The organism is Alteromonas sp. H02 (assembly GCF_059682525.1).
The window spans coordinates 235,133-259,669 of the sequence record NZ_CM185021.1; the positions used below are offsets into that span (position 1 = coordinate 235,133).

General features: G+C 50.4%; 21 protein-coding genes. 18 read left to right on the forward strand and 3 right to left on the reverse strand.

Translation table 11 applies throughout. The annotated features are described in order from the left end of the window. Positions 1-284 precede the first annotated feature (284 nt). From AC566Q_RS01105 to AC566Q_RS01155, 11 genes are all read left to right on the forward strand, one after another. Positions 285-1,154 carry an MBL fold metallo-hydrolase gene (locus AC566Q_RS01105; protein ID WP_499612795.1) on the forward strand — a complete coding sequence of 290 codons (870 nt, stop codon included), beginning with the start codon at positions 285-287 and terminating at the stop codon, positions 1,152-1,154. A 2-nt stretch (positions 1,155-1,156) separates the two neighbouring features. Beyond that, positions 1,157-1,933, forward strand: a complete 777-nt coding sequence (locus AC566Q_RS01110) for a sulfite exporter TauE/SafE family protein (RefSeq protein ID WP_499612797.1) — start codon at positions 1,157-1,159, stop codon at positions 1,931-1,933. Further along, positions 1,930-2,373 carry a protein tyrosine phosphatase family protein gene (locus AC566Q_RS01115; RefSeq protein ID WP_499612799.1) on the forward strand — a complete coding sequence of 148 codons (444 nt, stop codon included), beginning with the start codon at positions 1,930-1,932 and terminating at the stop codon, positions 2,371-2,373. The genes AC566Q_RS01110 and AC566Q_RS01115 overlap by 4 nt, the downstream gene beginning before the upstream one ends. A gap of 104 nt (positions 2,374-2,477) precedes the next feature. Further along, positions 2,478-3,686, forward strand: coding sequence for a TolC family protein (locus tag AC566Q_RS01120; RefSeq protein WP_499612801.1), 1,209 nt, complete (start codon positions 2,478-2,480; stop codon positions 3,684-3,686). After that, positions 3,683-4,708, forward strand: a complete 1,026-nt coding sequence (locus tag AC566Q_RS01125; RefSeq protein WP_499612803.1) for a hypothetical protein — start codon at positions 3,683-3,685, stop codon at positions 4,706-4,708. The genes AC566Q_RS01120 and AC566Q_RS01125 overlap by 4 nt, the downstream gene beginning before the upstream one ends. Next, on the forward strand, positions 4,709-7,777 hold the full coding sequence (locus tag AC566Q_RS01130) for an efflux RND transporter permease subunit (RefSeq protein WP_499612805.1): 3,069 nt from the start codon (positions 4,709-4,711) through the stop codon (positions 7,775-7,777). Next, entirely contained in the window at positions 7,770-8,072 is a 303-nt protein-coding gene (locus AC566Q_RS01135; protein ID WP_499612807.1) for a DUF3240 family protein, read from the forward strand. The genes AC566Q_RS01130 and AC566Q_RS01135 overlap by 8 nt, the downstream gene beginning before the upstream one ends. Before the next feature lie 88 nt (positions 8,073-8,160). Next, positions 8,161-8,886, forward strand: coding sequence for a glycosyltransferase family 2 protein (locus AC566Q_RS01140; protein ID WP_499612809.1), 726 nt, complete (start codon positions 8,161-8,163; stop codon positions 8,884-8,886). Then, the gene (locus AC566Q_RS01145; RefSeq protein ID WP_499612811.1) at positions 8,886-9,578 is read left to right on the forward strand and encodes a TVP38/TMEM64 family protein; all 693 of its coding nucleotides are present in this window, start codon (positions 8,886-8,888) and stop codon (positions 9,576-9,578) included. Before AC566Q_RS01140 ends, AC566Q_RS01145 begins: the two co-directional genes overlap by 1 nt. A gap of 6 nt (positions 9,579-9,584) precedes the next feature. Then, the gene (locus AC566Q_RS01150) at positions 9,585-11,312 is read left to right on the forward strand and encodes an ArnT family glycosyltransferase (protein WP_499612812.1); all 1,728 of its coding nucleotides are present in this window, start codon (positions 9,585-9,587) and stop codon (positions 11,310-11,312) included. A 58-nt stretch (positions 11,313-11,370) separates the two neighbouring features. Then, positions 11,371-12,324 (forward strand): cation diffusion facilitator family transporter, encoded by a 954-nt coding sequence (locus AC566Q_RS01155; RefSeq protein WP_499612814.1) that lies wholly within the window; start codon positions 11,371-11,373, stop codon positions 12,322-12,324. Between the two features lie 61 nt (positions 12,325-12,385). Here the strand turns inward: AC566Q_RS01155 and AC566Q_RS01160 are convergent, their stop codons facing one another. Continuing rightward, a complete protein-coding gene (locus AC566Q_RS01160) occupies positions 12,386-14,896 on the reverse strand; it encodes a glycoside hydrolase family 3 protein (protein WP_499612816.1) in 2,511 nt (836 codons plus the stop codon). 637 nt (positions 14,897-15,533) lie between these two features. On the opposite strand from AC566Q_RS01160, the gene AC566Q_RS01165 reads away from it, so the two are divergent. The 5 genes from AC566Q_RS01165 (at position 15,534) to AC566Q_RS01185 (ending at position 22,240) form a co-directional block, all read left to right on the forward strand. After that, a complete protein-coding gene (locus tag AC566Q_RS01165) occupies positions 15,534-16,868 on the forward strand; it encodes a GH1 family beta-glucosidase (protein ID WP_499612818.1) in 1,335 nt (444 codons plus the stop codon). 24 nt (positions 16,869-16,892) lie between these two features. Next, positions 16,893-18,236, forward strand: a complete 1,344-nt coding sequence (locus AC566Q_RS01170) for a glycoside-pentoside-hexuronide (GPH):cation symporter (RefSeq protein ID WP_499612820.1) — start codon at positions 16,893-16,895, stop codon at positions 18,234-18,236. 10 nt (positions 18,237-18,246) lie between these two features. Next, on the forward strand, positions 18,247-19,248 hold the full coding sequence (locus AC566Q_RS01175) for a LacI family DNA-binding transcriptional regulator (protein ID WP_499612822.1): 1,002 nt from the start codon (positions 18,247-18,249) through the stop codon (positions 19,246-19,248). 92 nt (positions 19,249-19,340) lie between these two features. Continuing rightward, the gene (locus AC566Q_RS01180) at positions 19,341-20,429 is read left to right on the forward strand and encodes a methyl-accepting chemotaxis protein (RefSeq protein ID WP_499612823.1); all 1,089 of its coding nucleotides are present in this window, start codon (positions 19,341-19,343) and stop codon (positions 20,427-20,429) included. A gap of 224 nt (positions 20,430-20,653) precedes the next feature. After that, on the forward strand, positions 20,654-22,240 hold the full coding sequence (locus tag AC566Q_RS01185) for a methyl-accepting chemotaxis protein (RefSeq protein WP_499612825.1): 1,587 nt from the start codon (positions 20,654-20,656) through the stop codon (positions 22,238-22,240). Positions 22,241-22,309: 69 nt separating this feature from the next. Here AC566Q_RS01185 and AC566Q_RS01190 read toward each other — a convergent pair whose 3' ends face one another. Next, positions 22,310-22,597, reverse strand: coding sequence for a YebG family protein (locus AC566Q_RS01190; protein ID WP_279319044.1), 288 nt, complete (start codon positions 22,595-22,597; stop codon positions 22,310-22,312). A 92-nt stretch (positions 22,598-22,689) separates the two neighbouring features. Between AC566Q_RS01190 and AC566Q_RS01195 the strand changes: the two genes are divergently transcribed. Together AC566Q_RS01195 and AC566Q_RS01200 are read left to right on the forward strand one after the other, a co-directional pair. Then, positions 22,690-23,106: a S24 family peptidase gene (locus AC566Q_RS01195; RefSeq protein WP_105936919.1), complete on the forward strand. Its 417-nt coding sequence runs from the start codon at positions 22,690-22,692 to the stop codon at positions 23,104-23,106. Continuing rightward, positions 23,094-24,350 carry a Y-family DNA polymerase gene (locus tag AC566Q_RS01200; RefSeq protein WP_499612827.1) on the forward strand — a complete coding sequence of 419 codons (1,257 nt, stop codon included), beginning with the start codon at positions 23,094-23,096 and terminating at the stop codon, positions 24,348-24,350. Before AC566Q_RS01195 ends, AC566Q_RS01200 begins: the two co-directional genes overlap by 13 nt. On the opposite strand, the gene AC566Q_RS01205 is transcribed toward AC566Q_RS01200, so the two are convergent. Further along, complete coding sequence (locus AC566Q_RS01205) at positions 24,347-24,514, reverse strand: hypothetical protein (RefSeq protein ID WP_499612828.1); 168 nt, start codon at positions 24,512-24,514, stop codon at positions 24,347-24,349. The two genes, AC566Q_RS01200 and AC566Q_RS01205, sit on opposite strands and share 4 nt — an antisense overlap. Between the last annotated feature and the right edge of the window lie 23 nt (positions 24,515-24,537).

Consider the following 24,537-nt stretch of genomic DNA (forward strand, 5'->3'; position numbering starts at 1 on the left):
AATGTGCAAAACAACCAGTGATTAGCTGGGTTTGCGAGCTAACGCATAAGGGTTGGAAAACGTCATTGTTAAAGCCGGCAGAGGGTACCTGCTCAACAACGTATTTGGCGAATTATGCCATTAAAATTAAAAAATCCTAAATAATATAAATCTTTAATAATCAATTAATTAAGCTTTTCTTTGGCGTTGTTATACGCAGTTATGGATAGCGTCCGGGCCAGCTGGCAAAGCTTTTGCTGTATCACACTAAAGACCCATTCTATTTTGATACAGAGAGCCGGCAAATGAGCAAAATTCAGATCACGCCATTTTTCCATGATCCCACGTTTACCGTGACCTACGTGGTAACTGACCGTGCCACTAACAGCTGCGCAATTATCGACCCGGTACTCGACTACGACGCCGCAGCCGGGCAGATTTCCCATGAATTCGCTGACAAAGTTGTCAGTTACGTTGACAAAAATGGCTTAACACTGGAATGGATCCTGGAAACCCACGCCCATGCCGACCACCTTACTGCTGCCCCTTACATCAAGGAAAAGCTCGGTGGGCTGATTGGTGCAGGTGATCATATTCGCCGGGTACAATCCACGTTTAAAGCCATTTATAACCTGGAAAGCACGTTTCCCACCGACGGCAGTCAGTTCGACCAGCTGTTTGTCGACGGCGAAATGATTACGCTGGGGCACTTAGATATTGAAGTGCTGCATACGCCCGGTCACACCCCGGCCTGTGTGTCTTACTACATAGAAGATGCGGTGTTTGTGGGCGACACCTTGTTTATGCCTGATTACGGTACAGCCCGGGCGGATTTTCCTAACGGTAGTGCACAAACGCTTTATCAATCTATTCGTAAAATTCTGGCCTTACCGGAGGCTACCCGAATGTTCGTGGGGCATGACTATAAAAGCCCCACGCGGGACCACTTCGCCTGGGAAACCTCGGTGATTGAGCAGCGTCGCAACAATATTCACGCAAAAGATGGTGTCAGCCAGACCGATTTTGTGGCCATGCGGGAAGCCCGGGATGCCACATTGGCGGTGCCTAAACTGCTGCTACCTGCGATTCAGGTGAATATCAGAGCGGGCCAGATGCCGCCGGCGGAAGACAATGGCAAGTGCTACCTGAAAATCCCCCTGACGGTTAAGTCGTAGTCATGTTGCTCACCCTTATCGGCGCTATTGTGATTGGCGTGAGTCTTGGTTTGCTCGGCTCTGGTGGTTCGATTCTCACCGTGCCACTGTTGACCTATGTGGTCGAGCGCCCGCCTAAAGTGGCGATTGCTGAATCCCTGTTGATTGTGGGCGGTATTGCGTTGGCGGGGGTATGGCGTCAACAACGAGCCGGTTTGGTGGCGTGGCAGAAAGTAGTCAGTTTTGGCTTGCCGAGTATGGTTGGCACCTATCTGGGGGCGCAACTTTCCCAGTACTTCAGTGGTCTGGCGCAGTTGGTGTTGTTTGCGGTCATTATGTTGCTCGCCAGCCGCTTTATGCTTAAGCCCGTTAACGTTGCTGCCGGTAATGAGGTGTCACTGATAAAGCTTATTCCGGCAGCTGTAGTAGTGGGCATGATTGCAGGTTTAGTGGGGGTTGGCGGTGGCTTTTTAATTGTACCGGCCCTGCTGGCTCTCGGTGGTGTCTCTATGCGCCAGGCCGTGGGCACCAGCCTGGCGATTATTGTAATGCAGTCGGTAGTGGGTTTTGGCAAATACCTGTATTTGTTCAGCCAGCTTGGTGAACTGCCCTTCGACTTTCAGCTAATCACGCTAATGGTGATTATCGGCGCTGCCGGTTCCCTGTTCGGTACAAAGCTTGGTGGGCGCTTACCTCAGCAGCAGCTGAAAAAAGGCTTTGGCGTGATGTTAATTGTAATGGGGAGTTTTATCTTTCTCTCGTCGCTGTACACGCTGTACTTTGTGGAGGTATCGGTATGAACATTCGTATTATAAATCATCATTTTAGCGTTTCGGGACCGTTAACCAAGGGCGACTTTACTACCCTCGTCCAGGCAGGCGTGACCACGCTGATCAATGGCCGCCCGGACTTTGAAGAACCTAATCAGATCCCGGATGCCATGTTACGCAACTGGGCAGGGGGTGCTGGCCTGGATTATCACTTTATCCCGGTAGTGAGTGGTAACTACACTCAGCAGGATGTTGCCGAATTTGGTCGGATCCTGTTGGGCGCCGAAGGCCGGGTCCATGCCATTTGCCGAACCGGTACCAGGGTACTGCATTTATGGGCCCTTGCCCGATGGGCTCAGGGGCTTAGTCACTACGAAATAAAGCAGGCCGGCGACCAGGCCGGTGTCGACCTTGATGGCGAGCTTCTGACCTATCAGAACAGTATTAGCCAGTCGCAGAAGTTGCACTGAAAAAGTTAATTGAATCAGTGCTTTAATCTCTTATGGGGCAGATGTCCGATAGGCAGGCAGGGAATAATCTGGCATCTTGACTCCCTCTTACAGGGACTATTGCTATGTATTTTTACCGTGTTTTCGTGTTCTTAACCACCGCTATCATTCCGATACTGAGTGGCAGTTTCTCTACTCATCTTCAGGCTTCAGAGCTCGCTGATTTAGCGGCGCTACGTGCTCAAGCTCAAGAGCGCGTCGAGCAGAATTATTCCTCTGACTGGATGGCTCATCAGAGTTCGTCGCTGAGTCGCTGGCTCATCGGCGCGCCGACGTTGGAAGTCTCCGCGTTACAATCTAACCTGGCTACCGGCACCGATGAGATTGAAGTGCGACTTGGCATGCAAATCCAGCGGCCAGATAATCTGGATTTATTTGACCAGATGGAGCAAACCAATCAGGCCATCTTGGTTGCCCAAAAGCGCCAGCAGACGTTGCTGGTCTCCGGTTTGTTAAGGCAGCGTGCCTGGGGCGCAGCCATGGCACGCCAGCAGGTCAACGCGTTGAGTGATAAGCAGGTATGGCTCACCCGGCTGGGCACTCAGTTAACCGAGCGATTTAACGCCGGAGAACTATCACGCTTAGCTTATTTGCAGTGGCAACAGCAGCAACTTGATGTGCAGCAGGCACTGGTTAGCGCCAAAGCGGAATTAGCCGGTGCAATGCGAGCTTATACCGAGCTTACCGGTGCGCAGACACTCCCTGCCAACATGGCAGAATCAGTCCCCGCTAATATCGACAGCGCACTGAATCGTCACCCTGAATTGAAACTCCTGAGCTTGCAGAAGCAATATGCCGCAGCGGCTTATCAGTATGGCCGGCAAAGTCAGAGCAACTGGGATGTTGCGCTGGTGGCGAGGCGCTTACAAAGCGTGATGGGCGATGAAAATCAGATAGGTATCGCGGTAGGGATCCCGCTGGCCATTGAGATGCCTGCCAACCCGCAGAATTTACAGGCCTGGCAGCAAACCGATCTGGCCCTTTCACAAACTCTGATGAATCTGCAAATTACGTTGCAGCAGCAGCTCAGCACGAATATGACCAGCCTCTCATCGCTGGAAGAACAAATTGCCATTGGTGAACAGCAAGTCGCTATCGGCGAACAAATTGTTGAGCAATTGGAACGGTTAAAGCAGAGCAGCGAGTTGGAGCAAAGCAACTGGCTGCAATCGTTGCTACAGCAGCGTGACCGCACCTATCAACTGGAACAACTCAAACTTTCTCAGCAACAACTTGTTGCACAACTTAATCAACTGGCAGGGCAAGTGCTATGAAGTCATTTTTCTCTTTTCTTTTGTTAGTGCTGACAGTCTCTGCTGCTTCAGCGCAAGAACAGCGTATCCCCCTTGAATCGCTTGGTCGCCTGTCACTGAATTTTGCCGCACCACAGATTGTGCCTGCTGTGCCAACACCGGCAGTAAGCGGTGAGGTAAGCTACCTTCCAGGGAATGGCTATCAACTGGTATTGCCGTTTAGGGTGTTGCAGCAGCAGTACCTGGTAGCGCCACAAGCCGTTGTGGAGGCTAACACTCCGCTGGTTAAACTGACCGGCAGCGAGGTTCATCATTTCTACGAAATGTTAAGAGCTCAAAAGGAGATTTACCGTCACGCAGAGCAGCGATACCAACAAAATCTGCCATTATTTAAAAGCAAGTCCATAAATCAGCAATCCTGGCAGGCAATTACCGATCACTACTTTGCCAGTAAACTTGAGCTGGGCCACCTTGAACATGCCGAAGAGCTGTTACAGCTGGCAAATGATGACGATTCGGCGTTACTCACTGCTCCCGTAGCCGGTGTGTTTATCCCGGCCGGTGAACAACTGGATACCGAAGCGTTTGTTTATGGTGAAGTGATTGAACAGAGCGCGTTACGCCTGAAAGTACAGCTGCCATCCCAGCTAGCCGATAAGGTATCGGCATTAACGGTGGGTACTTGTCATCTTGACGTTACCTATCGCGAACGTTTAAGCAGGGGGCTGGTCAGCCGGTTATGGAGCGCCCCGGTTACCGGCAATACTGAGTGTGCGCTACATTTTGCTGATGCGGTTATGGTGACACCGGTCATCGAGCAGGCGGGCCTGGCTGTGCCTGCCTCAAGCGTTTATTTTTTTGAGGGCGAGTATTATGCCCTGGCTAAAGACGGGTTAGAGTTAGTGCCGGTGGCGGTAACCGTGCTGGGGCGTCACGATGGCCAACTGCTGATTGCCGATAGTAAACAGCTTAAGAATGCGCAGGTACTCACCTCGTCAGTGAGTGCGGTGCAAGGCATTTTACTGGGTTTGGGAGGCGAATAAATGATTGCCCGCTGGATCCAATTTTCCTTAAGTCAGCGAATTTTCGTGTTGGCGCTGTTTGCCGTAGCCCTGACAGCCGGGGTAAGTGCCTGGCTGAAATTGCCTGTAGATGCGTTTCCGGATATTTCCCCCACGCAGGTTAACGTGATTATTAAAGCGCCGGGCATGACCGCCGAAGAAATTGAGGCGCAAATTACCCAGCCACTGGAAACCGAGTTGCTGGGGATCCCCGATAAAGCAGTACTGCGCTCAACCACTAAATACGCCATTACCTCTATTACCCTGGATTTTGTGGAGGGGACCGATATTTACTGGGCCCGGCAGCAGGTGGCGGAACGCCTGAATAATCTGTGGAGTGAATTACCGCCCACGGTAGACGGTGGTATTGCACCAATGAGTACGCCGCTCAGCGAAATGTTTATGCTGACCCTGGAAAACCCCAATCTGTCACTCATGGAGCGCAAGCATTTACTGGACTGGCAGATACGGCCGGCGCTGCGCACTGTTGCCGGTGTGGCAGAGGTGAATGTGTTGGGTGGCTATACCAAAACTGTGCAGTTCACTCCGGATGTACAGCGAATGAGTGCCCTGGGCCTGACATTGCCTGATGTGGCCGACGCGCTGACCAGATCGAATATTAATGGCAGCATCGGCCGCATAGAGGTGGGTAATGATACGCTAATTGTTCGAAGCGAGGGGCGTTTCACTCAGTTGGAAGACGTGGCTGAACGAGTGGTTGCCATTAAAGATGGTGGTGCCATTCGACTCGACGACATTGGCCGTTTGTCGGTAGGCAGCCTGGCCCGTTATGGCGGGGTCACTAAAGACGGTGAAGAAACCACCGAAGCGCTGATTGTGGCGCTAAAAAACAGTAATACCGCCGAGGTGGTGGAGTCAGTACAGGCAAAGCTTGCGCAAATTAAGCCCGGTTTACCTGCCGGCACCGAGGTAAACGTATTCTATAACCGCAAAAACCTCATCGATACCGCGGTGGGAACCATCACCAGTGCGCTCGGACAGGCAATTGTGATTGTTGTAGTGCTACTGGCGGTGTTTCTTGGCCAGATTGGCGCGTCTTTTGTGGTGGCCTGTGTTATTCCGGTAGCAGTACTTATCACCTTTTATCTTATGAGCGTGGCTAACCTTACCGCTAACCTCATGAGCCTGGGCGGTCTGGTAATTGCCATTGGCATGTTGGTGGATGCCTCGGTGGTCGTGGTGGAAAATATCGTTTCGCAGCTTTCCCGGGGAGTACCTTTGCCAAGGCTGCATGTGATTTATCGTTCGGCTAAAGCGGTTGCTACGCCGGTCATCGCCGGTACGCTGATTGTGCTGGTGGTCTTTACGCCTTTGCTAACCCTCACCGGACTTGAAGGCAAATTGTTCAGCCCGGTGGCGATGACCATCATGTTTGCCATGGCCGTAGCGCTGGTAAGTGCCTTTACCATTATTCCGGTGCTGGCATCGTTCTTTGTTCGTAAAGCGCCGCAGCAACTTCCGGGTTATTTGCAGGCATTACAAAACGGCTTTGAAAGCGCTTTGCGAAAAGCCATAGCGGTACCGAAAACTCTGTTCATTGCGATGGCGATAACCCTTGCCCTCACTGTGCTAGCCTTTACGCAGTTGGGCAAAACCTTTATGCCAACCCTGGATGAGGGCGACCTGATTGTGCAACTGGAAAAATCCCCCACACTTTCGCTAACGGCCTCCCTTGAGCTGGATAAGCAAATTGAAGAGGCGTTACTCGCCGAAGTTCCGGAGATTAAGCAAATTGTGGCGCGCACCGGCTCGGACGAACTGGGGCTGGATCCCATGAGCCTCAATGAAACGGATGTCTTTATGCAGCTTGCCCCCACCGACGAATGGCGCTTCGACACTAAGGCCGAACTGGCCAACGCTATTCGTGAGGTTTTAAAGGGCTTCCCCGGTATTAACTACGGTTTTACCCAGCCAATCCAAATGCGGGTTTCTGAAATGCTTACCGGAAGCACCGGCATGGTAAGCATTAAAATTTTTGGTGATGATATTGCCCGCCTCACCGATGTGGCCAGTGAGGTTGCCGCGGTAACCCAAAGTGTGCAGGGTGCGGTGGACGTAAACAAAACCTTGATGGAAGGCGGTGACTATTTGCGTATTAAGCCAAATATGGATATCGCACTGAGATTTGATATGTCGCTCACCGAGTTGTCTGACTATTTACAAATGCAGGTGAACGGTGTGCAGGTTACCGACATCATTAACGGCCGCATCGTAACGCCGCTGATGTTTTCTAATCAGCGTGAGGGTATTGCGGCAATAGGTAGCGATAATGAACTGGCCAACCTGCCAATCCAGCTGCCCGATGGCACCTTATTGGCTTTATCTCAGGTCGCACAGCTTGAGCGGGTAGAAGGCCCTGCGGTGATTGAGCGGGAGGATGCCTTACGTTATGTGATGGTAAGTGCCAATGTGGAAAATCGCGACCTGGCGTCTTTTGTTGAAGAAGTAGCGGCCGAGGTGAATAACAGTGTGTCACTACCCACCGGCTATACCGTAAGTTACGGCGGCGAGTTTGAAAATCAGATCCGTGCAACCAATAACCTGCTGACTATTATTCCGCTGGTGCTGGGCGTGATTCTGATCATTCTTTTTACCCAGCTTAAGGAGCTTAAGCTGGCGCTGCTGATTCTGGCCAATATCCCGTTTGCGTTGGTGGGGGGGGTGTTTGCTTTGTGGTTTACCGGTGAATACCTGTCGGTACCCGCTTCAGTTGGGTTTATAGCGCTACTCGGTGTGGCGGTACTCAATGGGGTGGTGATGCTGTCGCATTTTCAGCAGCTGGCAAAGCTGGCTGGTGATTTTAAAGAGCACATTATCCAGGGAGCGAAAGACCGCCTGCGGCCTATCCTGATGACCGCAACCACGGCTATTTTTGGTTTGATGCCGCTGGCTTTTGCTACCGGCCCGGGCTCTGAAATCCAAAAACCACTGGCCATTGTGGTGATTGGCGGTCTGCTTTCCTCCACTCTGGTAACACTTATTATTCTGCCGATTCTGTATTTCACTCTGGAGCGTAAACATCATGTCTGAACAATGCATATTTAGCTGCTTTGTGGATCCTGAAACCGTCGATAACGTGGTGGATTGTTTATTGTGCCAGTCGTTTGTTGGCGGGTTTTCCATGCATGGTATTGAAGGCTACAGTAAGGAACATGCAAATTATTCGGTGAGTGAGCAGGTTGCCGGCCATCGGTCGGTGTGCCGCATTGATATTCGCCTGCAGCATAAAGAGCTGGATAATTTAACGGCCGCCCTGGCGGCATTATCGTTACAGCATCGTATTCGCTACTGGGTTACACCGGTTATTGATAGCGGCATTATATAGTCAGGCCGCTAGTACTTAGACCTAAGCTTAAGCTTGTCTTAATAAAACTCATGTAGCTTATTGTGAAAACAATAACATGTGGTGAGTTGTGAACGTTTCTTTTGTGATACCGGCAAAAAATGAACAGGGCAATATCCGGCCGTTGGTGACTGAGATTACTCAGTATACGCCGCCAGACGTGGCGTTTGAAATCATCTATGTGGATGATGGCAGTACGGATGGCACGCTCAGTGAAATACGTGAACTTGCAAACGAGTTGCCTGTTTGCCTGCGTGTAGTGCAGCATGAAAAATCTATGGGGCAGTCCACCGCCATCATAACCGGGGTTCGTTATGCTCGTTATGAGTGGATTATCACGCTGGATGCCGATGGTCAGAACGATCCGGCGGATATCCCGCGTTTCATTGAGGTTGCGGCACGCCAACCGATGGGAGCAGATTTTTGTGTCGCCGGTTATCGCAAAAATCGAAAGGATACAGCCTGGAAGCGTTTTCAGTCGCGTATTGCTAATCGGGTGCGCCAGCGCTTGTTACACGATGAAACGCCCGATACCGGCTGCGGTTTAAAATTGATCCCACGCAGCACTTTTTTATCGCTGCCTTACTTCGACCATATGCATCGCTTCCTGCCAGCGCTGGTAAAGCGCCTTGAAGGACGCGTATTTGTCGTAGAGGTCAATCATCGCGACCGACACTGCGGCACTTCTAATTACACCGTGTTGAGTCGCCTTGGCGTGGGTATTGTGGATTTATTTGGTGTTATATGGTTACTTAGGCGGGCGAAATGCCCTCATCCTCAGGAAGTTACCGATTGATGCCTAAAACCAGTACTATGAATCGTTTGCAAGCGAGTATACGTGCGCTGTTAAAGCCGCTGATAGCCTGTCTGGTTATTGCCGGTTTGGTAAAAATGGCGAGCCTCGGTGAATTCGCGGATCCGCAGGCTGTTGAACGGTGGCTTACCGCTCAGGGGATTCTTGGTTGGCCATTGCTTGTTGTAACCGGCGTGTTGTTGATGCTGGTGGGGTTTCCTCGTCAGATAGTGGCTTTTATTGGTGGTGGCCTGCTGGGCGTGACAGCAGGCACGTTACTTTCCACCGCGATGGCAGCCATTGCCTGTGCAACGACTTTTATGATTTCCCGTTACTTTTTTCAGGCCTGGGTCAAGCGCCGCTTTCCCGGCGTGATCGCAAAACTCCATCCGCTGCTTGCAGGAAAACCCTATACCGCGACCCTGGCAATAAGATTACTGCCTATTGGCAGTAATGCGCTCACCAATATTGTGGCGGGTGCCAGTACCATTAAAGGCCGGGCTTTTGTCAGCGCATCGGCGTTGGGGTACGTGCCGCAGATGCTAACTTTCGCCCTTGTGGGGCAGGGCATGGAACAGATGTCTTCGTGGCAGATCAGCGTTAGCCTGAGCTTACTGGTGTGTTCGGTGTTACTTGGCGCACACCTCTATCGCTGGTATCAGCAACAACCAGCCAGCTCTGTTTCAACGCGCTAATTGACTATGAATTTATTATTGCCTTCTGTCAGTCGCTATCAGCGCTCAGATTTAATCTGGCTCGGTTTACTGACCTTCTTACTGCTCGCTCTGGGTATTGGACTGCGGGCTCCCTGGCCTGCCGATGAACCCCGTTTTGCGTTAATTGCCAAAGACATGGTGGAAACGGGCCAATGGTTGTTTCCGATGCGAGGACATGAGCTGTATCCGGATAAACCGCCGTTATTTATGTGGTCTATCGCGATTTTTTACGCTCTTACCGGTTCGCTGTATGTCGCCTTTTTACTACCATCAGCCATCGCTGGCACAGTCACCGTGTTGGCGGTTTTTGATATATGCCGCCGCTTATGGGGGAGACGGGAAGCCTGGTGGGCGGCCGGATTATTGCTGGCCAGCGTGCAGTTTGTTCTGCAGGCGAAAAGCGCACAAATAGACGCCAGTGTATGTATGTGGGTGACGCTGGGCTGCTATGGCTTAATGCGGGCGATCCTTTGCCAGGAAGGGCATATTACCTGGTGGCTGGCAGGTTGTGTGGCGATGGGATTGGGCATCATGACCAAGGGGGTAGGTTTTTTAGCACTGTTGATGTTGCTGCCCTATGCTCTTGTATTGTGGCGTCAGACCCCGGTGAAAATCCTGCCAAAGCGCTATCACTGGGGATGGTGGGCAACAGGTGTACTGACCATGCTGATAACATTGATGCTATGGCTACTGCCAATGCTACTGGCTGTGGATGGCAGGTTAGATCCGGCCTATAACGCTTATCGCGACAATATCCTGATGAAGCAGACAGTTACCCGCTACGCCAACTCCTGGCACCACATTAAGCCATTCTGGTACTTTCTGATAAACGTAGTGCCCTGGGCGTGGTTGCCGCTGGTGGCGTTATTACCCTGGCAATGGCCGCACTGGCGCAGCGCCTGGAGAAATAATGACGCCCGTATCATCATGCCACTGGGCTATGTACTGCTGGTACTGATGTTTTTCAGCATGAGTCCGGGTAAGCGTGGGGTTTATATCCTGCCGGCTTTACCAATGCTGGCGTTGGCCATGGCACCTTTTATGCCGCACATTGCTGACAAGAAATGGTTGTCCCGCACGTTATGGGGATTGCCTTTGCTGATTGGCAGCAGCTTTTTCATTTTAGGTGGATTGGGCTTGGTTGATACCGGGCCCGTTGCTAAACTTAATCAACGCTATGAAGTGGATGGCAGTGGTCTGTTTCTGGCCACCGGGCTGGCGGTATTGGTAGCATTGTTCGCGGTGCGCCGCAGAGCAGGCTGGCAGGCCTGGGGTATCACCATGCTGGTGGTATGGTGCAGTTACAGTGTTGGATTTGCCAGCTTACTTAACCCAATTCGCACACCAGCCGGAGTATGGCAGGCAATCGATAGCAGCGTTCCTGCCAATCACGAAATAGCTCTGTTAGATACCGGTGAGCAGTTTATGCTATTTGCTCGCCGGCCAGTTGTGCACTTTGGTTATCATACGCCGCCCGAAGCCGAGATGTTTGCCGCGTGGCAGTGGCTAAAGATACATCCGGCAGGGCATTTGCTGCTACCTGCCAGTCGTGAATCTGCCTGTTTAGACCTGACCAAAGGACACCCTGTAGGGCGGGCACACAGAGAGGATTGGTTACTTTTAGGGGCCGACGGGCTAAAAGCAGACTGCCCGTCAACTGATATCAAAGCGACGACGTTTCGTTATGAGCCAATAAACCCGTTGATCAGATAGCCGGGTAATGGCTATGCTGATAGCTCACTAGATTTCAACCCGTTGCATAGTTTCCAATATGAGCAAACATGGCCTGGGGCAGGGGCACCATCATCATTCTCACGCTCATGACCATGGTCACGAGCATCATCATGGTCATCACCACCATCATGATATCGCTGAAGACAGAATCAGCTGGGCGTTCTGGCTCAATTTCATTTTTACCATTATCGAGTTTATCGGCGGCTGGCTTACTAACAGTGTGGCGATCATGGCCGATGCGGTACATGATCTGGGTGATTCCCTGTCGATAGGCCTTGCCTGGTATCTTAGTAAAGTGGGTAAGCGCGACGCTACCGAACAGTATTCCTATGGGTTTAAGCGCCTTAGTTTACTGGGCGCTTTAATTAATGGTTTGATCCTGGTCGTGGGGTCGGTATGGGTACTAACTGAAGCCATTCCACGGCTATGGTCACCTGAAATGCCAGTGACTGAGGGGATGATTGTGCTGGCCATTTTAGGCATTGCGGCAAACGGCTTCGCCGCTTATAAGCTGCACGGTGGAGACACCTTAAACGAGAAGGTGCTGAACTGGCATCTACTGGAAGATTTACTCGGCTGGGTGGCGGTGTTGATAGTCGCTATCGTGCTGCATTTTGTTGACTGGCCGATACTGGATCCATTGTTGTCGGTAGTTTTTACCTTGTTTATTCTGTTTAACGTGGTGAAGCACGTTATTCACACGGTGAAGCTATTTCTTCAGGTTAGTCCCGATGGTGATAAACGCGCCGCCATTTTAGCTTCGTTAGAGGACATTGAGCATGTAAGTGCTTTGCATCACGTTCATTTCTGGTCACTGGATGGCGCCAGTCACGTGCTTACTGCACACCTTGAACTGGATAAGCGAATCGATGTCACTGCCCTGATTGAATTAAAAGCCCGGGTCGCCAAAGCGCTTGAACCCTTTAACCTGGACCATACCACCATAGAATTTGAAATGCCCGGAGAACATTGCAGGGATAACTTTAAGTAATATAAGGCCCTGTAAAGGTGGCCGGGCCAAATAAATGGTTCCGGCCACAGGGCACACACACTCAGGAGCCAGGGCAGACGACAGGCGTTTCTACCCGGGTAAAGCGGATATCTGACAGTTTAAACTCGGTGGCATCCTCGGCAGAGAGTGCCATTGGCACATATATTTCACGCAGATTAACGCCCTTATCAACAAAGCAGCTCAGTGGAATAGCTACGCTCTGCCAGTTGTTATCAGCAGTGGTAAAGTCGTCCAGAGCTAGTTCGGCTTCGCAACCATCACCACAAGACATGGATACGGTCATGCCGGTTGAAGCTGAACGCTGAATATCAAAGGCCAGTACACCTGTTGGTACCGCGTAATCGAGTAAATCTTCCGGAAACGGCGAGAAGAAGCGAATGCTGTCTTCGTTGCTGCCAAAGGCGATTTGCAGTGTATCTTCCTGTACATGGCGGTCGGCAGTACGGATGCTAAGGGTATTAACACTCAGTACGTTACTATTCATTGCGCCTTGCTCGCCAGCGCTGGTAGCGATAAGTGACCACGGCTGTTGTACGCTCTGCTGGAAGATAACCGCATCGCCGGCGGCGTTGGCAGCGCTGTTCACAGACTCGTCGAGTTGCGGCAGATCGGCGTTTTCACCGTAACTCAGGCCGTAGTCGTAGGCAAATAGCGATTGCTTACCATCACCTTTATTAACCGGGTTCTGGAATGGGTCGGCAGGCCATGAGAACGACAGTTTACCGTGCATAGGGTAGTTAACCGAGCCGTCTGGTTTGCTGAACAATACGTCGGCTACACCGCCGCCTTCTGAGCCAGGTAACCAGGCAACCACAAAGGCATCTGATGCGTTTAGTTCTGGCGTAACCCACAGCGGCCGACCGGTAATAAATACCGATACTACCGGGATACCCTGCGCTTTAAGGGATTTCAGCAGCGCCAGGTCCTGCTTGTCACCACGCTGATACTCCACATTAGCGATATCACCGTTACCTTCGGCATAGGGTGTTTCGCCAAATACCACAATCGCTACATCCGGCTTTTCTGTGAAGCTGCCATCTACGCTTAATTCAGCCTCACCACCGGCGGCTTCAACAACTTGCTCAATGCCTGTGTATACAGAGGTAGCCCCCGGGAAATCATTGTTTTCATTACCGGTGCCTTGCCAGGTAATGGTCCAGCCACCGGATTGCTTGCCAATATTGTGCGCGCCGTCACCGGCGACGAGTACCCGGCTATTAGGCGCAAGCGGTAACAGTTGTTGGTTATTTTTAAGCATAACCAGTGATTTACGAACGGCTTCTCGGGCAATTTCGCGATGCGCGTCTGCACCGATAACCGACATATCGCCAGACAGGCTGCGATTAGCTGGTGAAGGCAGGTCAAATAACCCAACCCGTAACTTCACCCTCAGTACCCGGCTAACGGCGTCATCAAGACGTGACATAGAGATTTCGCCACTCTTCACCTGGGCAATAAGGTTTTCCATCAAAGGCTTCCAGGTTGGGGTAGGCGCCATGTAAACATCCAGGCCAGCCAGTAATGCCTGCGGGCAGTTGTCGTTAGTACAGCCTGGGATTTGGCCATGGCCGTTCCAGTCTCCTACCACAAATCCATCAAAGCCCATTTTATCTTTGAGAACATCAGTAAGTAAGTATTTGCTACCGTGTATTTTTTCTCCGTGCCAGCTATTAAAAGACGCCATTACGGATTGAGAACCGGCATTTAAGCCGTGCACGTAGCCTTGCGCATGGATGTCGAACAGCTCTTTTTCGCTGGCCAGGTTGTCACCCTGGTCATCGCCCTTATCGGTTCCGCCATCGCCAACAAAGTGTTTAACGGTGGAAATGACATGCTGGTCGTCGATATTGCCGTCGCTGATATCCCCTTGCAGGCCGGTAACTATTGCGCGTGCATACTCTCCCACTATCGCGGGATCTTCGGAATAGCTTTCGTACGTGCGACCCCAGCGGTCATCACGGACAACCGCAACGGTCGGAGCAAAAATCCAGTCTATACCGGTGGCGCGCACTTCTTTAGCGGTGGCGGTAGCTATTTCTTCAATCAACGCCGGATCGCGCATGGCACCCAGGCCAATGTTGTGCGGAAACAGTGTGGCACCAATTACGTTATTGTGGCCGTGCACCGCGTCGGTACCCCACATGGTGGGGATACTGCTGCCGTCGAGTGAGTCATCTATGGATGCCTGGTACATGGCTTCGGCCAGGTCGATCCATTCCTGCGGCGTAGCATGTTTGTTTGCACCTGGGAAAGAGCCGCCACCATTAAGGTAAGAACCAAAACCATAGCGACGCATGTCTTCTACCGTTACATCGCGGATCTCGGGTTGGATAAGCTGAGCGACTTTTTGCTCTACCGTCATATCGGCCAATAACGCTTCAACCTTGGCTTCAACTGCTTGATTATTACTGATAGGCGATTGAATTTGCGGCCAGTAATCCGGAACAGTTACGGTATTGGCAGACTGGCTGTCAGTTTCTGATGTGCTGCAAGCGGTTAACACTGCAACCCCAATGGCTGCTGCAGCCACTGACAAAGTAGTTGATTTCATGATTACTCTCCGGATTATAACCCCTGCGAATGCCAAAGCACTGCGAAACCAATGAACGAATGTTAATAATTTGTTGTGAGAGTATATGTATAAATTTTAAAAATGCAAGCGCTTACATTTTTGTGTGAGTAAATTGTTCGGGAAATGCTTTTCAGGAACAGTTAATTTGGTTAAATAACCCGTATTGTCGAAAATAGTGGCCTGGCTTTGATTCATTAACCCTGATTAACGGTTGTTCCGCACAGTTGCTGATGATTTTATGAAAGCGTTTACATTTTTGTGGTTGCCACTTTTGCCAGCTGGCATACTCACTGCTGGTACTGGCTGCTTGCTGCGTCGCCGCACATATTTCACAACGGATGCCGCCAAAATAGGCCGTAATAGCGACTGGAATATAGAATATGGGGTTCATCCGTAATCTGTACTCTAACATTGCTGTGCCTGGAAACAATTACGATGAGTGTTGCAGTGACTATCTTTATTCAGCGAGGGCGAGCCAATGCGGTGAATTGAAATGTAAATAACTTGTATAAAAAATGAAGGCGCTTACAATTAGGGTCTGATTTTTGATGAGTCTATTCTGCAAGAGGTGGCTGTACGCTGACGGAAATCATTGCGTTAGGTACGTAAATGTAAGATGAGTAAAGGTTTTTCAATCAAAAATGTGCTCGGTGAACCGAACTTTACAATTGGAGTGGCTACGTCGTCGTTTCAGATCGAAGGTGCCAGCGAATTGCGAGAGCCCTGCATATGGGACACATTTTGCCAGGTACCCGGCGCAGTAAAGGATAACTCCGATGGCCGGATGGCCTGCGATCATTATCATTTGTGGCAGCAGGACATTGCGCTGATTGATGAGCTGGGTTTTGATGCCTACCGGTTTTCCGTTTGTTGGCCAAGGATCATTTGTGCCGACGGCAGTGTTAATCAGGAAGGATTGGCTTTTTATCTTAAAATACTTGATGAACTTCAAAGGCGTGGCCTCAAGGCCTATGTGACGCTTTATCACTGGGAGTTGCCACAATTTCTGGAAGATAAGGGCGGCTGGCTTAACCGTGCTACAGCCTATGCATTTGCTGAATACAGCCGTATTGTAGCCACGGCATTTGGCAATAAAGTAAGTGCTTACACTACGCTTAATGAGCCTTATTGCAGTGCATTCCTTGGTTACGAAATAGGCGTTCATGCGCCGGGTAAAATTGGTAAGCAATACGGTAAAAAGGCCGCTCATCACCTTCTGCTTGCTCATGGGCTCGCAATGCAGGTGCTTAATGAAGTCTGTCCGGCTATTCCAAGCGGCCTGGTACTTAATTTTACTACTTATTATCCGGCGACTGAAAGTGAGGCTGATAAGCAGGCTACCTTGCTGGCTAAAGCCCATTTTAACGACTGGTATGTGAGCCCTGCCTTAACGGGTAACTATCCACCGCTGCTGAACACATTACCCGAAGCTGAAAAGCCATTAATTGAGCCGGGTGACATGGAAATAATTGCCGCGCCCATGGCGTATCTTGGGGTTAACTATTATACCCGGGCTCTGGTGCAGGCCCGCCCCGGAGGCCACTTTGAGATCCTGCCGCCTGATGACAACGTACCAGTTACTGCTATGAATTGGGAAATTTATCCGCAAGGCTTGTGTGATTTACTGCTCCAGCTTCATAGTGAATATGATTTGCCGCCACTTTTTATTACCGAGAACGGTATGGCCGAAGATGATGTGGTACAAGATGGCCAGGTGCATGATAAAGTGCGGATAGATTATTTACAGGACCACATGCAGGCTGTTGCTGAAGCAATGGAAAAAGGCGTGGATATCAGAGGTTATTTTGTGTGGAGTCTGTTGGATAATTTCGAATGGGCGGAAGGGTATCTTAAGCGGTTTGGCATTGTGCATGTGGATTTTGCAACCCAACAACGGTTACCTAAACAAAGTGCCCTGAAACTAAGTGAATGGCTTAAACAACGCCGCTAAACTCCATAGCTGTCTGGACATATAATGATTAGTGTAAAAGAAAAAGTTGCATACGGGCTTGGCGATACAGCAAGCAACTTTGTCTTTCAGACTGTCATTTTGTTTCTTACTTTCTACTACACCGATGTGGTTGGGCTCAATCCCGCAACCGTTGGCAGTATCTTTCTACTGGTACGATTGATTGATGCGGTAACCGATCCTTTGATGGGTTCCCTGGCAGATAAAACCCGCACCCGTTGGGGCGCTTACCGGCCCTATTTGCTGTGGATGGCTCTGCCATTTGCACTTATCAGCGTACTCGCCTTTACCACCCCCGACACGGATTACAACGGCAAACTGATTTACGCCATTGCCAGCTATGTGCTGTTAATGCTGATGTATACCGCGATCAATATCCCCTATTCCGCGCTAGGCGGTGTAATAACGGCAAGCCCACTGGAGCGGGTGTCGGTGCAGTCATATCGCTTTGTGTTTGCCATGCTGGGCGGACTTATTGTGTCGCTTTGCACGCTACCAATGGTGAATTGGTTTGGCGCCGGCAACGATGCGCGTGGCTATCAGCTCACGATGCTGACCATGGGAGTGGTTGGGATGGTGTTATTTCTTTTGTGTTTCGCCGGCACCAGAGAGAGAGTGTTACCGGCTGATGGGCCGCCCTCTCCGGTGCGGGAGCAGTTAAAGGCAGTATGGCATAACGACCAGTGCCGTGTTTTATGTATTGTCAGCATGGTACTGCTTACCGGAATCGTATTGCGCAATGCGCTGGCGATTTATTACGTGAAATATGTGCTGCAACGCCCCGACGATGTCACGCTGTTTGTGTCGCTTGCGATGGTGGGTGGCATTCTGGGCGCAGCATCGGCTCATCTATTTACGCGACGCTGCGATAAGATACTGTTATACAAAGTATTACAGCTTTCCTGTGCGGGATTATGTATTGCCAATTATTTCCTGCCTGCAACCATGTGGGTAGGGGCTTTGGTGATTCACTTTTTGTGGGGATTCGTGCTGCAAATGACCTCGCCATTATTGTGGTCAAAAATGGGCGATGTGACCGATTACGGCGAGCTGCAAACAGGTACACGACTAACCGCAATGACCTTCTCCACCATAGTGTTTTTTATTAAATTAGGTATCGCCCTTGGCAGTGCTTTGGCGGGTTGGGCGCTGGCCTATTACGGCTACCAGGCAAACAATATTGATGAGCGCGTAAGTCACGGTATAACTTTGTCTTTTTGTTTAATACCGGCTGCTATGTCTTTAGTGGTAGTGTTGTTGATGCGCTGGTATAAACTGGACAGCCAGCGAGTGGACAAGATTCATAACGCCCTTATAACAGCACGGCAACCCCAGCAGGAAAACGTATAGCGAAGTTAATATGGTCACAATAAAACAAGTTAGCGAGAAAGCCGGTGTATCGTCTGCCACCGTCTCCAGGGTTATCAACAATACCGGCACGGTAAAAGAGAAAACCCGTGAACTGGTTATGACGGCCATGGCGGAGCTTGGTTACCGGCATAATGTTGTGGCAGCTTCACTGGCATCCAATAAAACTCATACCATTGGGTACGTTGTACCGGAACTGCATGGTTCTTTCTTTGGGGCGATGATGGGCGGTACTGAGCAGGCCTTACGGCAGGCCAAAAAACACATGCTGATTGCTACCGGCCACTCCGATGCACAGATTGAAAAAGAACAAATTGATGCGTTGCTGAGCCGCCGTTGCGATGCTTTGATATTGCATGTGGAAGCCGTTAGTGACGAGTATCTGGTGAGCCTAGTCCATCAGGGCGTTGAATTAGTGGTGGTAAACCGCTTTATTGGAGAAATTGGCGATAATTGCATTAGTCTCGATAACGTCAAGGGTGGGTACCTTGCTTCTCGCCACCTCCTCGACATTGGCCACACGAAAATTGCCTATATTGCCGGGTCGCTGTTTAAAGCCGATGGTAAGAACCGTTTAACTGGTCACCAACAGGCCCTTGCAGACATGGGGGTTGAATATACTGACAAGCTTACTTACGAAGGCAACTTCCAGGCAAAATCTGGTACTGAGGGGATTCGAGCATTGGTTGCTCGCGGTGCAAAATTTACGGCGGTGGCCTGTGCAAACGATGAAATGGCCTCAGGCGCAATGATTGCGTTGCGCGAGCTTGGTCGCAGAGTGCCGGAAGACGTATCGGTGATCGGGTTTGATAACGTTGATTTTGCCAGCTACCTTTCGCCGGGGCTAACCACCATAGATTATCCGGTACAAAAAATCGGTAGTATGGCGGCTCACTGGGTGCTTGAGCGGGTATACGGTCATACCCGCCATGAATACCAGCATATTCTGAGCCCGCGACTGATCCTCAGAGGTACGACGAGCAGTCCTGAGTAGTAAATCACTGGATTATTTTTAGCCAACTCTTAGAATCGCGCAATACCACCAGTAATGGTGGGGTTTTAACGTTTACCTCAGGAGCCGATGATTTGTTTGTATTTCGCACAACCCTTGAACAAGAGCAGGGAAAAGTCTCTGTTCTCAAAAGAGAAAACGCTCAGCTTGCGACACAGTTAGCAGCACTGGAAGAAGAGAACCGAGAACTCAGGGCACAACTCGCTGAAGCCGAAAACAAAGAATCTGATATGCCTGGTCTGACCGACAGTATGCTTGATTCGTTGAATCAGGTAGAAGGGATCCGTCAGACAGTACTCTCCTCATTTGAAGATATCAGTGCGCAAACCGACAAAATTACCGAGAACCACCGCCTGTTTGCTGAATCCAGCGAATCTCTGAAGCAAATTGTAGCTGATATGAGTGGCCTGAATACCATGATGTCGGCCATGAGTGACAGCATTGAAGGGCTTTCCGAAACGGCCGACAACATCAATAAGTTTGTAACTACTATCACCAGTATTTCCGATCAGACTAACCTGCTGGCCCTGAACGCCGCCATCGAAGCTGCCCGTGCCGGAGATGCGGGACGCGGGTTTAGTGTGGTGGCAGATGAAGTACGCTCACTGGCAAATGAAACCAATCAGTCGGCCAGTGAAGTCTCTGAGCTGGTAAAAAGTATCATTCAGTCTACCCAGGTGGCTGTTTCGTCTGTTGGGGAATTGCAAACCAATAATGGCAAGCTAGCCGACGGCATTAGTGCACTTAACAGCAATTATGCTGGCATGATTGAACATTGCGATGTGATGGAGAGCACCATACGCTCTGCCAGCCTGCAAACCTTTATTCAAACTGTAAAGCTCGATCACGTAGTATGGAAATCTGAGGTTTATTCAGTACTTACCGGGCGCTCTTGCAAATCTGAACATGATTTTGCCGATCACACGAACTGCCGGCTGGGTAAATGGTATAGCAGTAATGCTGGTTCAGACATGGCAAAACTGGATGCTTTCAGACGTTTAGACAGGCCCCATGCGGCAGTACATAAAGCCGGTGTTAATGCTATCCGTGCTCACGCTGGCGGTAACCATGGTGAATGTGAACAGTTGCTCAAAGAGATGGAAGCTGCCAGCCAGGAAGTAACCACCTTACTGGATAATCTTTCCCACACCGCAAAACTCTAGCCGTTTGCCGGAAGCGGCTCGCAGAGGGCCGCTCCGTTTACTATCTTGTTGTTTTAATTCCAGTCCACCATAACTATTTTCGCCGCTTGTTTAGTGGTGGTTGTGTATTTAATGGTCTATTTTAAATGATAGAGGTGGTTGGGAGCCCTGCATTCGTCTTTATTTTTCACCTAGGGTAAACCCAGCTATTGGTTGTCAGGAGCAAGAAGGGAGCTTCGTTATCGATGCGCAATAACCAGCCAGTCACACAAAAAGACTACAAATTTCCTGATCACTACCGGCTGATATCATCTACCGACAAGCGCGGCATTATCACCTACTGCAATGATGCCTTTGTGGAAGTGAGCGGTTTTGACAGGGAAGAACTGATCAACAAAAACCATAATCTTGTTCGTCATCCGGATATGCCGGAAGGCGTGTTCAAAGAAATGTGGCAAACCCTGCATGCCGGCCGAATCTGGATGGGGTTGGTAAAGAATCGGCGTAAAAATGGTGATCATTACTGGGTGTCGGCATTCGTTACGCCGGTTTACGAGAACAATGACATTGTTGGCTATGAGTCGGTCAGGGTGCCAGCCCTAGATCACGAAGTTGCCCGCGCCACCTCGCGCTATGAGCGGATCCGTAATGGTCAGTCAGCGGCCAGGGCCAGCGAAATTTACCTTTATATGCTTAAAAAACTGAGTGTGTTCTGGGGTGCGGGTATCCCACTGCTTATTTTTATGGGCTTATTTGCCGGTTGGGTGCCTACAGTAGTGACAGCCGCAGCGCTGATCATAATGACGGTTTGGCAGCACTCCTTAAGTGAAAGGCGTTGGGAAGAGCTAATAAGCCTGAGTCCGGATTCCTATGACAGCGCCGTGGTATCGCAAACGTATTTTGATGACTTCGGCGCATCGGCCAGAGCTAAGCTGGTGCTTGGCTGCGAACTGGCCCGCAGTCGTACAGCGTTAACCCGCATAAAAGACGCGGCTTCGTCGCTGGAGCATATTGCTAACACTACCCACGAGCAGGCGGCTATAACGTCTACCGCAGTGGTGCAACAAAATCAGGCGACCCAACAAATTGCTTCGGCAGTGACACAGATGTCCCAGTCTATTCAGGAAGTGGCAGAACGGGTGGAGCAAAACGCCGATACTGCCCGTTCTGCGGCGCGAAATGTGGAAACCGGAAACCAGACTGCGCAATCTGCCGCCGCAGCAATTGATGAGCTAAAAGGGGTGGTGGAAACTATTTCCGCTACGGTCACCGAGCTCGACCAGAGTACCAGTGATATTGGTGAAGCGGCAAGCATTATCTCGTCGATTGCTGAGCAAACGAATTTGCTGGCGTTGAATGCTGCCATCGAAGCTGCCCGGGCCGGCGAGCAGGGGCGAGGATTTGCTGTGGTTGCCGACGAGGTGCGGGCCCTGGCCTCGAAAACCCGGGAATCCACAGACCGTATCCACAACATTATTCAGGTACTGGCCACGCGTAGTGAGAGGGCGGTAAAAGTGTCGAAAAACGGCCTGGAGTCAGCTGAACGCGGCGCCGGTATTGTGCAGGACACCCGTCAGGCACTGTCTGATATCAATGTTGCGGTGCAGGGAATTTCTGAAATGACCATTGAAATGTCGGCTGCAGTCGAAGAACAAAGTGCTGTAGCGGAGCATATCAATCAGCAAATTGTTGAAATTGCCGATGGCGCTGCCGATACTCAGCGCAGTTCAGAGCGTTCACTGGAGGCGAGCGATCACCTGCATACCACTATTGCCGAGGTTAATGGTGTTATTAAGCGCTTCAACATAGAAAAAGAAATTGGCAACAAATAGCGCCACCAGACTCAGTACCATCACTGAGCCTGGCAGCCTTGCTATATCATTCCAACGGCGTTTGTTGCCCTAGCCGTTGGCTTTTAGCTTTACCACTTCAGCGCTTTCGCTGGATAACAGTGTATCGGCATCGGTGCCTTTGAGCAGCTTAGCCAGGTTGTCTTTATTTTTGGCCAGCATAATTGATAACTCTTCGGCCACCGCTTCGTCGAGCTTGATGCCTTTCGCCTCAATGTAAACGGCCAGGTTGTCGGCCACATCGAGCATTTTATCGTATTGATCTGCTGCTTTTTTATCGGTAGTAACCAACTTTTCTACCCCTTTATGAGAGACCACATATTGTGTTGTGATAGCCATTGTGTAACTCCGTTGTTGTGAAATTCCTTGTCACTCTATCGTAATTTACTGTATAAATAAACAGTATTTTTTAACAGGTGGTAAAGTTAACAATGCTTCAGGTTATACCCGTTGCAGCGCAAGCTGGCATCAGTGGTTTCGAGTCGCCGGCGGCTGAATATAAACAACTGGCGCTGGATCTCGATGAGCTGCTTATAGAACACCCTACTGCTACGTTTATTGGTCAGGCTCAGGGCGACTCGATGACAGGCGTAGGTATATTCGACGGCGATTTACTGATTGTCGATCGTGCGGCGCATCCCACTTCACTGGATGTGATAGTGGCCAATTTAAACGGTAACTTTGTTTGTAAACTCTACGATCGCAAAGCGCAGGTGCTGTTATCTCCCGGCCTTGATCACAAGCCCTATGCACTGGGCGACGGTGATTTGTTTGAGGTGGAGGGGATAGTGGTGCGTTCTGTGCGCATGCACCGTTATGTAAGATGGTTAAGCCAATGTATGCGTTAGTCGATGCCAATAGCTTTTACGCGTCGGCCGAGAAAGTCTTCGACCCGGCCATTCGCCAGCGACCGGTTGTTGTACTGACCAACAACGATGGGTGTATTTGTGCTCTTTGTGAGCACGCCAAGCAATTGGGCGTCGAAAAATTTGGCCCCTACTACAAGGTAAAAAAACTGCTGGCGCAGCACAATGCGGTGATTCGGTCTTCTAACTATGAACTTTACGATTACTTGTCGAATAAGATGATGCAGGTGGTGGGGCAGTACGCTCCTGACCAGCATATCTATTCCATAGACGAGTGCTTCTTATTTTTTGATACCTGGCGGCCTGCTGAAAGCTGGCGTGTATATGCTAAGCGCATACAGAATGATGTATGGCAGCAGCTCAGATTGCCCGTAGGCGTTGGCTTGGGCGCAACGCCTACTCTGGCTAAGGTTGCCAGCTTTGCAGGGAAGAAGCTTGGTGATAAGTCTGGCATTGCCGTGCTCGATACGCCGGAAGCTTGCAGGCACGTGCTGTTTCAAATGGATGTACAGGATGTTTGGGGCGTGGGTAAACGTATCGCCGCCCGGCTGCGCGAGCAAGGTATTTTAAACGCCTGGCAGCTGGCACAATCCGACCCTAAAGCGCTGCGTAAGCAGTTTTCAGTGGAATTGGAAAGAACAGTAAGAGAGCTTAACGGCACCGTTTGTATCCAGTGGGATCAGGAACGGGCCAAAAAGCAGCAAATTTACTCAACGCGCGCGTTTGGGCAACCGGTTACCAGTGAACAGTTTTTGCGTGAAAGCCTTTGCTGGCATGCTGAAAAAGTGGCTGAAAAATTACGTCGCCAGCAAAGTAAAACCTTGCTACTCACCCTATTTACGCATGCCAATCCCTTCGCTGATACAGAGCAATATCACAAGGCTATTCAGCATCGCTTTGCGCAGCCAACTAACGATACCAGAGCGCTGGTTCAGGCTGCGTCTAATGCCAGTCACGCGCTCTATAAAGCCAATATCAAATTACACAAGTGTGGCGTTGGCGCGATAGAGATTATCGAAACTGCCCATGAGCAGAGCGATATGTTCGCCGAACTGGCCCACAACCCAAAACTCATGCAATGCATGGATGCCATAAACAGCCGCTACGGCAGTCAGACTATAGGCGCAGCCGCAAAAGGAATACACCCGGAATGGGGAATGAAACGAGAACACCTGTCACCCCAATACACGACTAACTGGCGGCATTTGCCTAAGGTTGAGTGTTAGTGCCCATCATCTGGTTTTTCTGCTTCTTCTACGAGAAGAGCTGGGCCGCTTGGTCTCTCAACGCCGAGAAGGTCCGGCATTGCAGGAAGAAAGTTACCGCCCTGTACCATTAGACAGTCTTCAACAGAAATCTCGTAATTGGTTAATTTTTGCTCTATATTCATTTTGAAGTACTCGCATTAAAGTA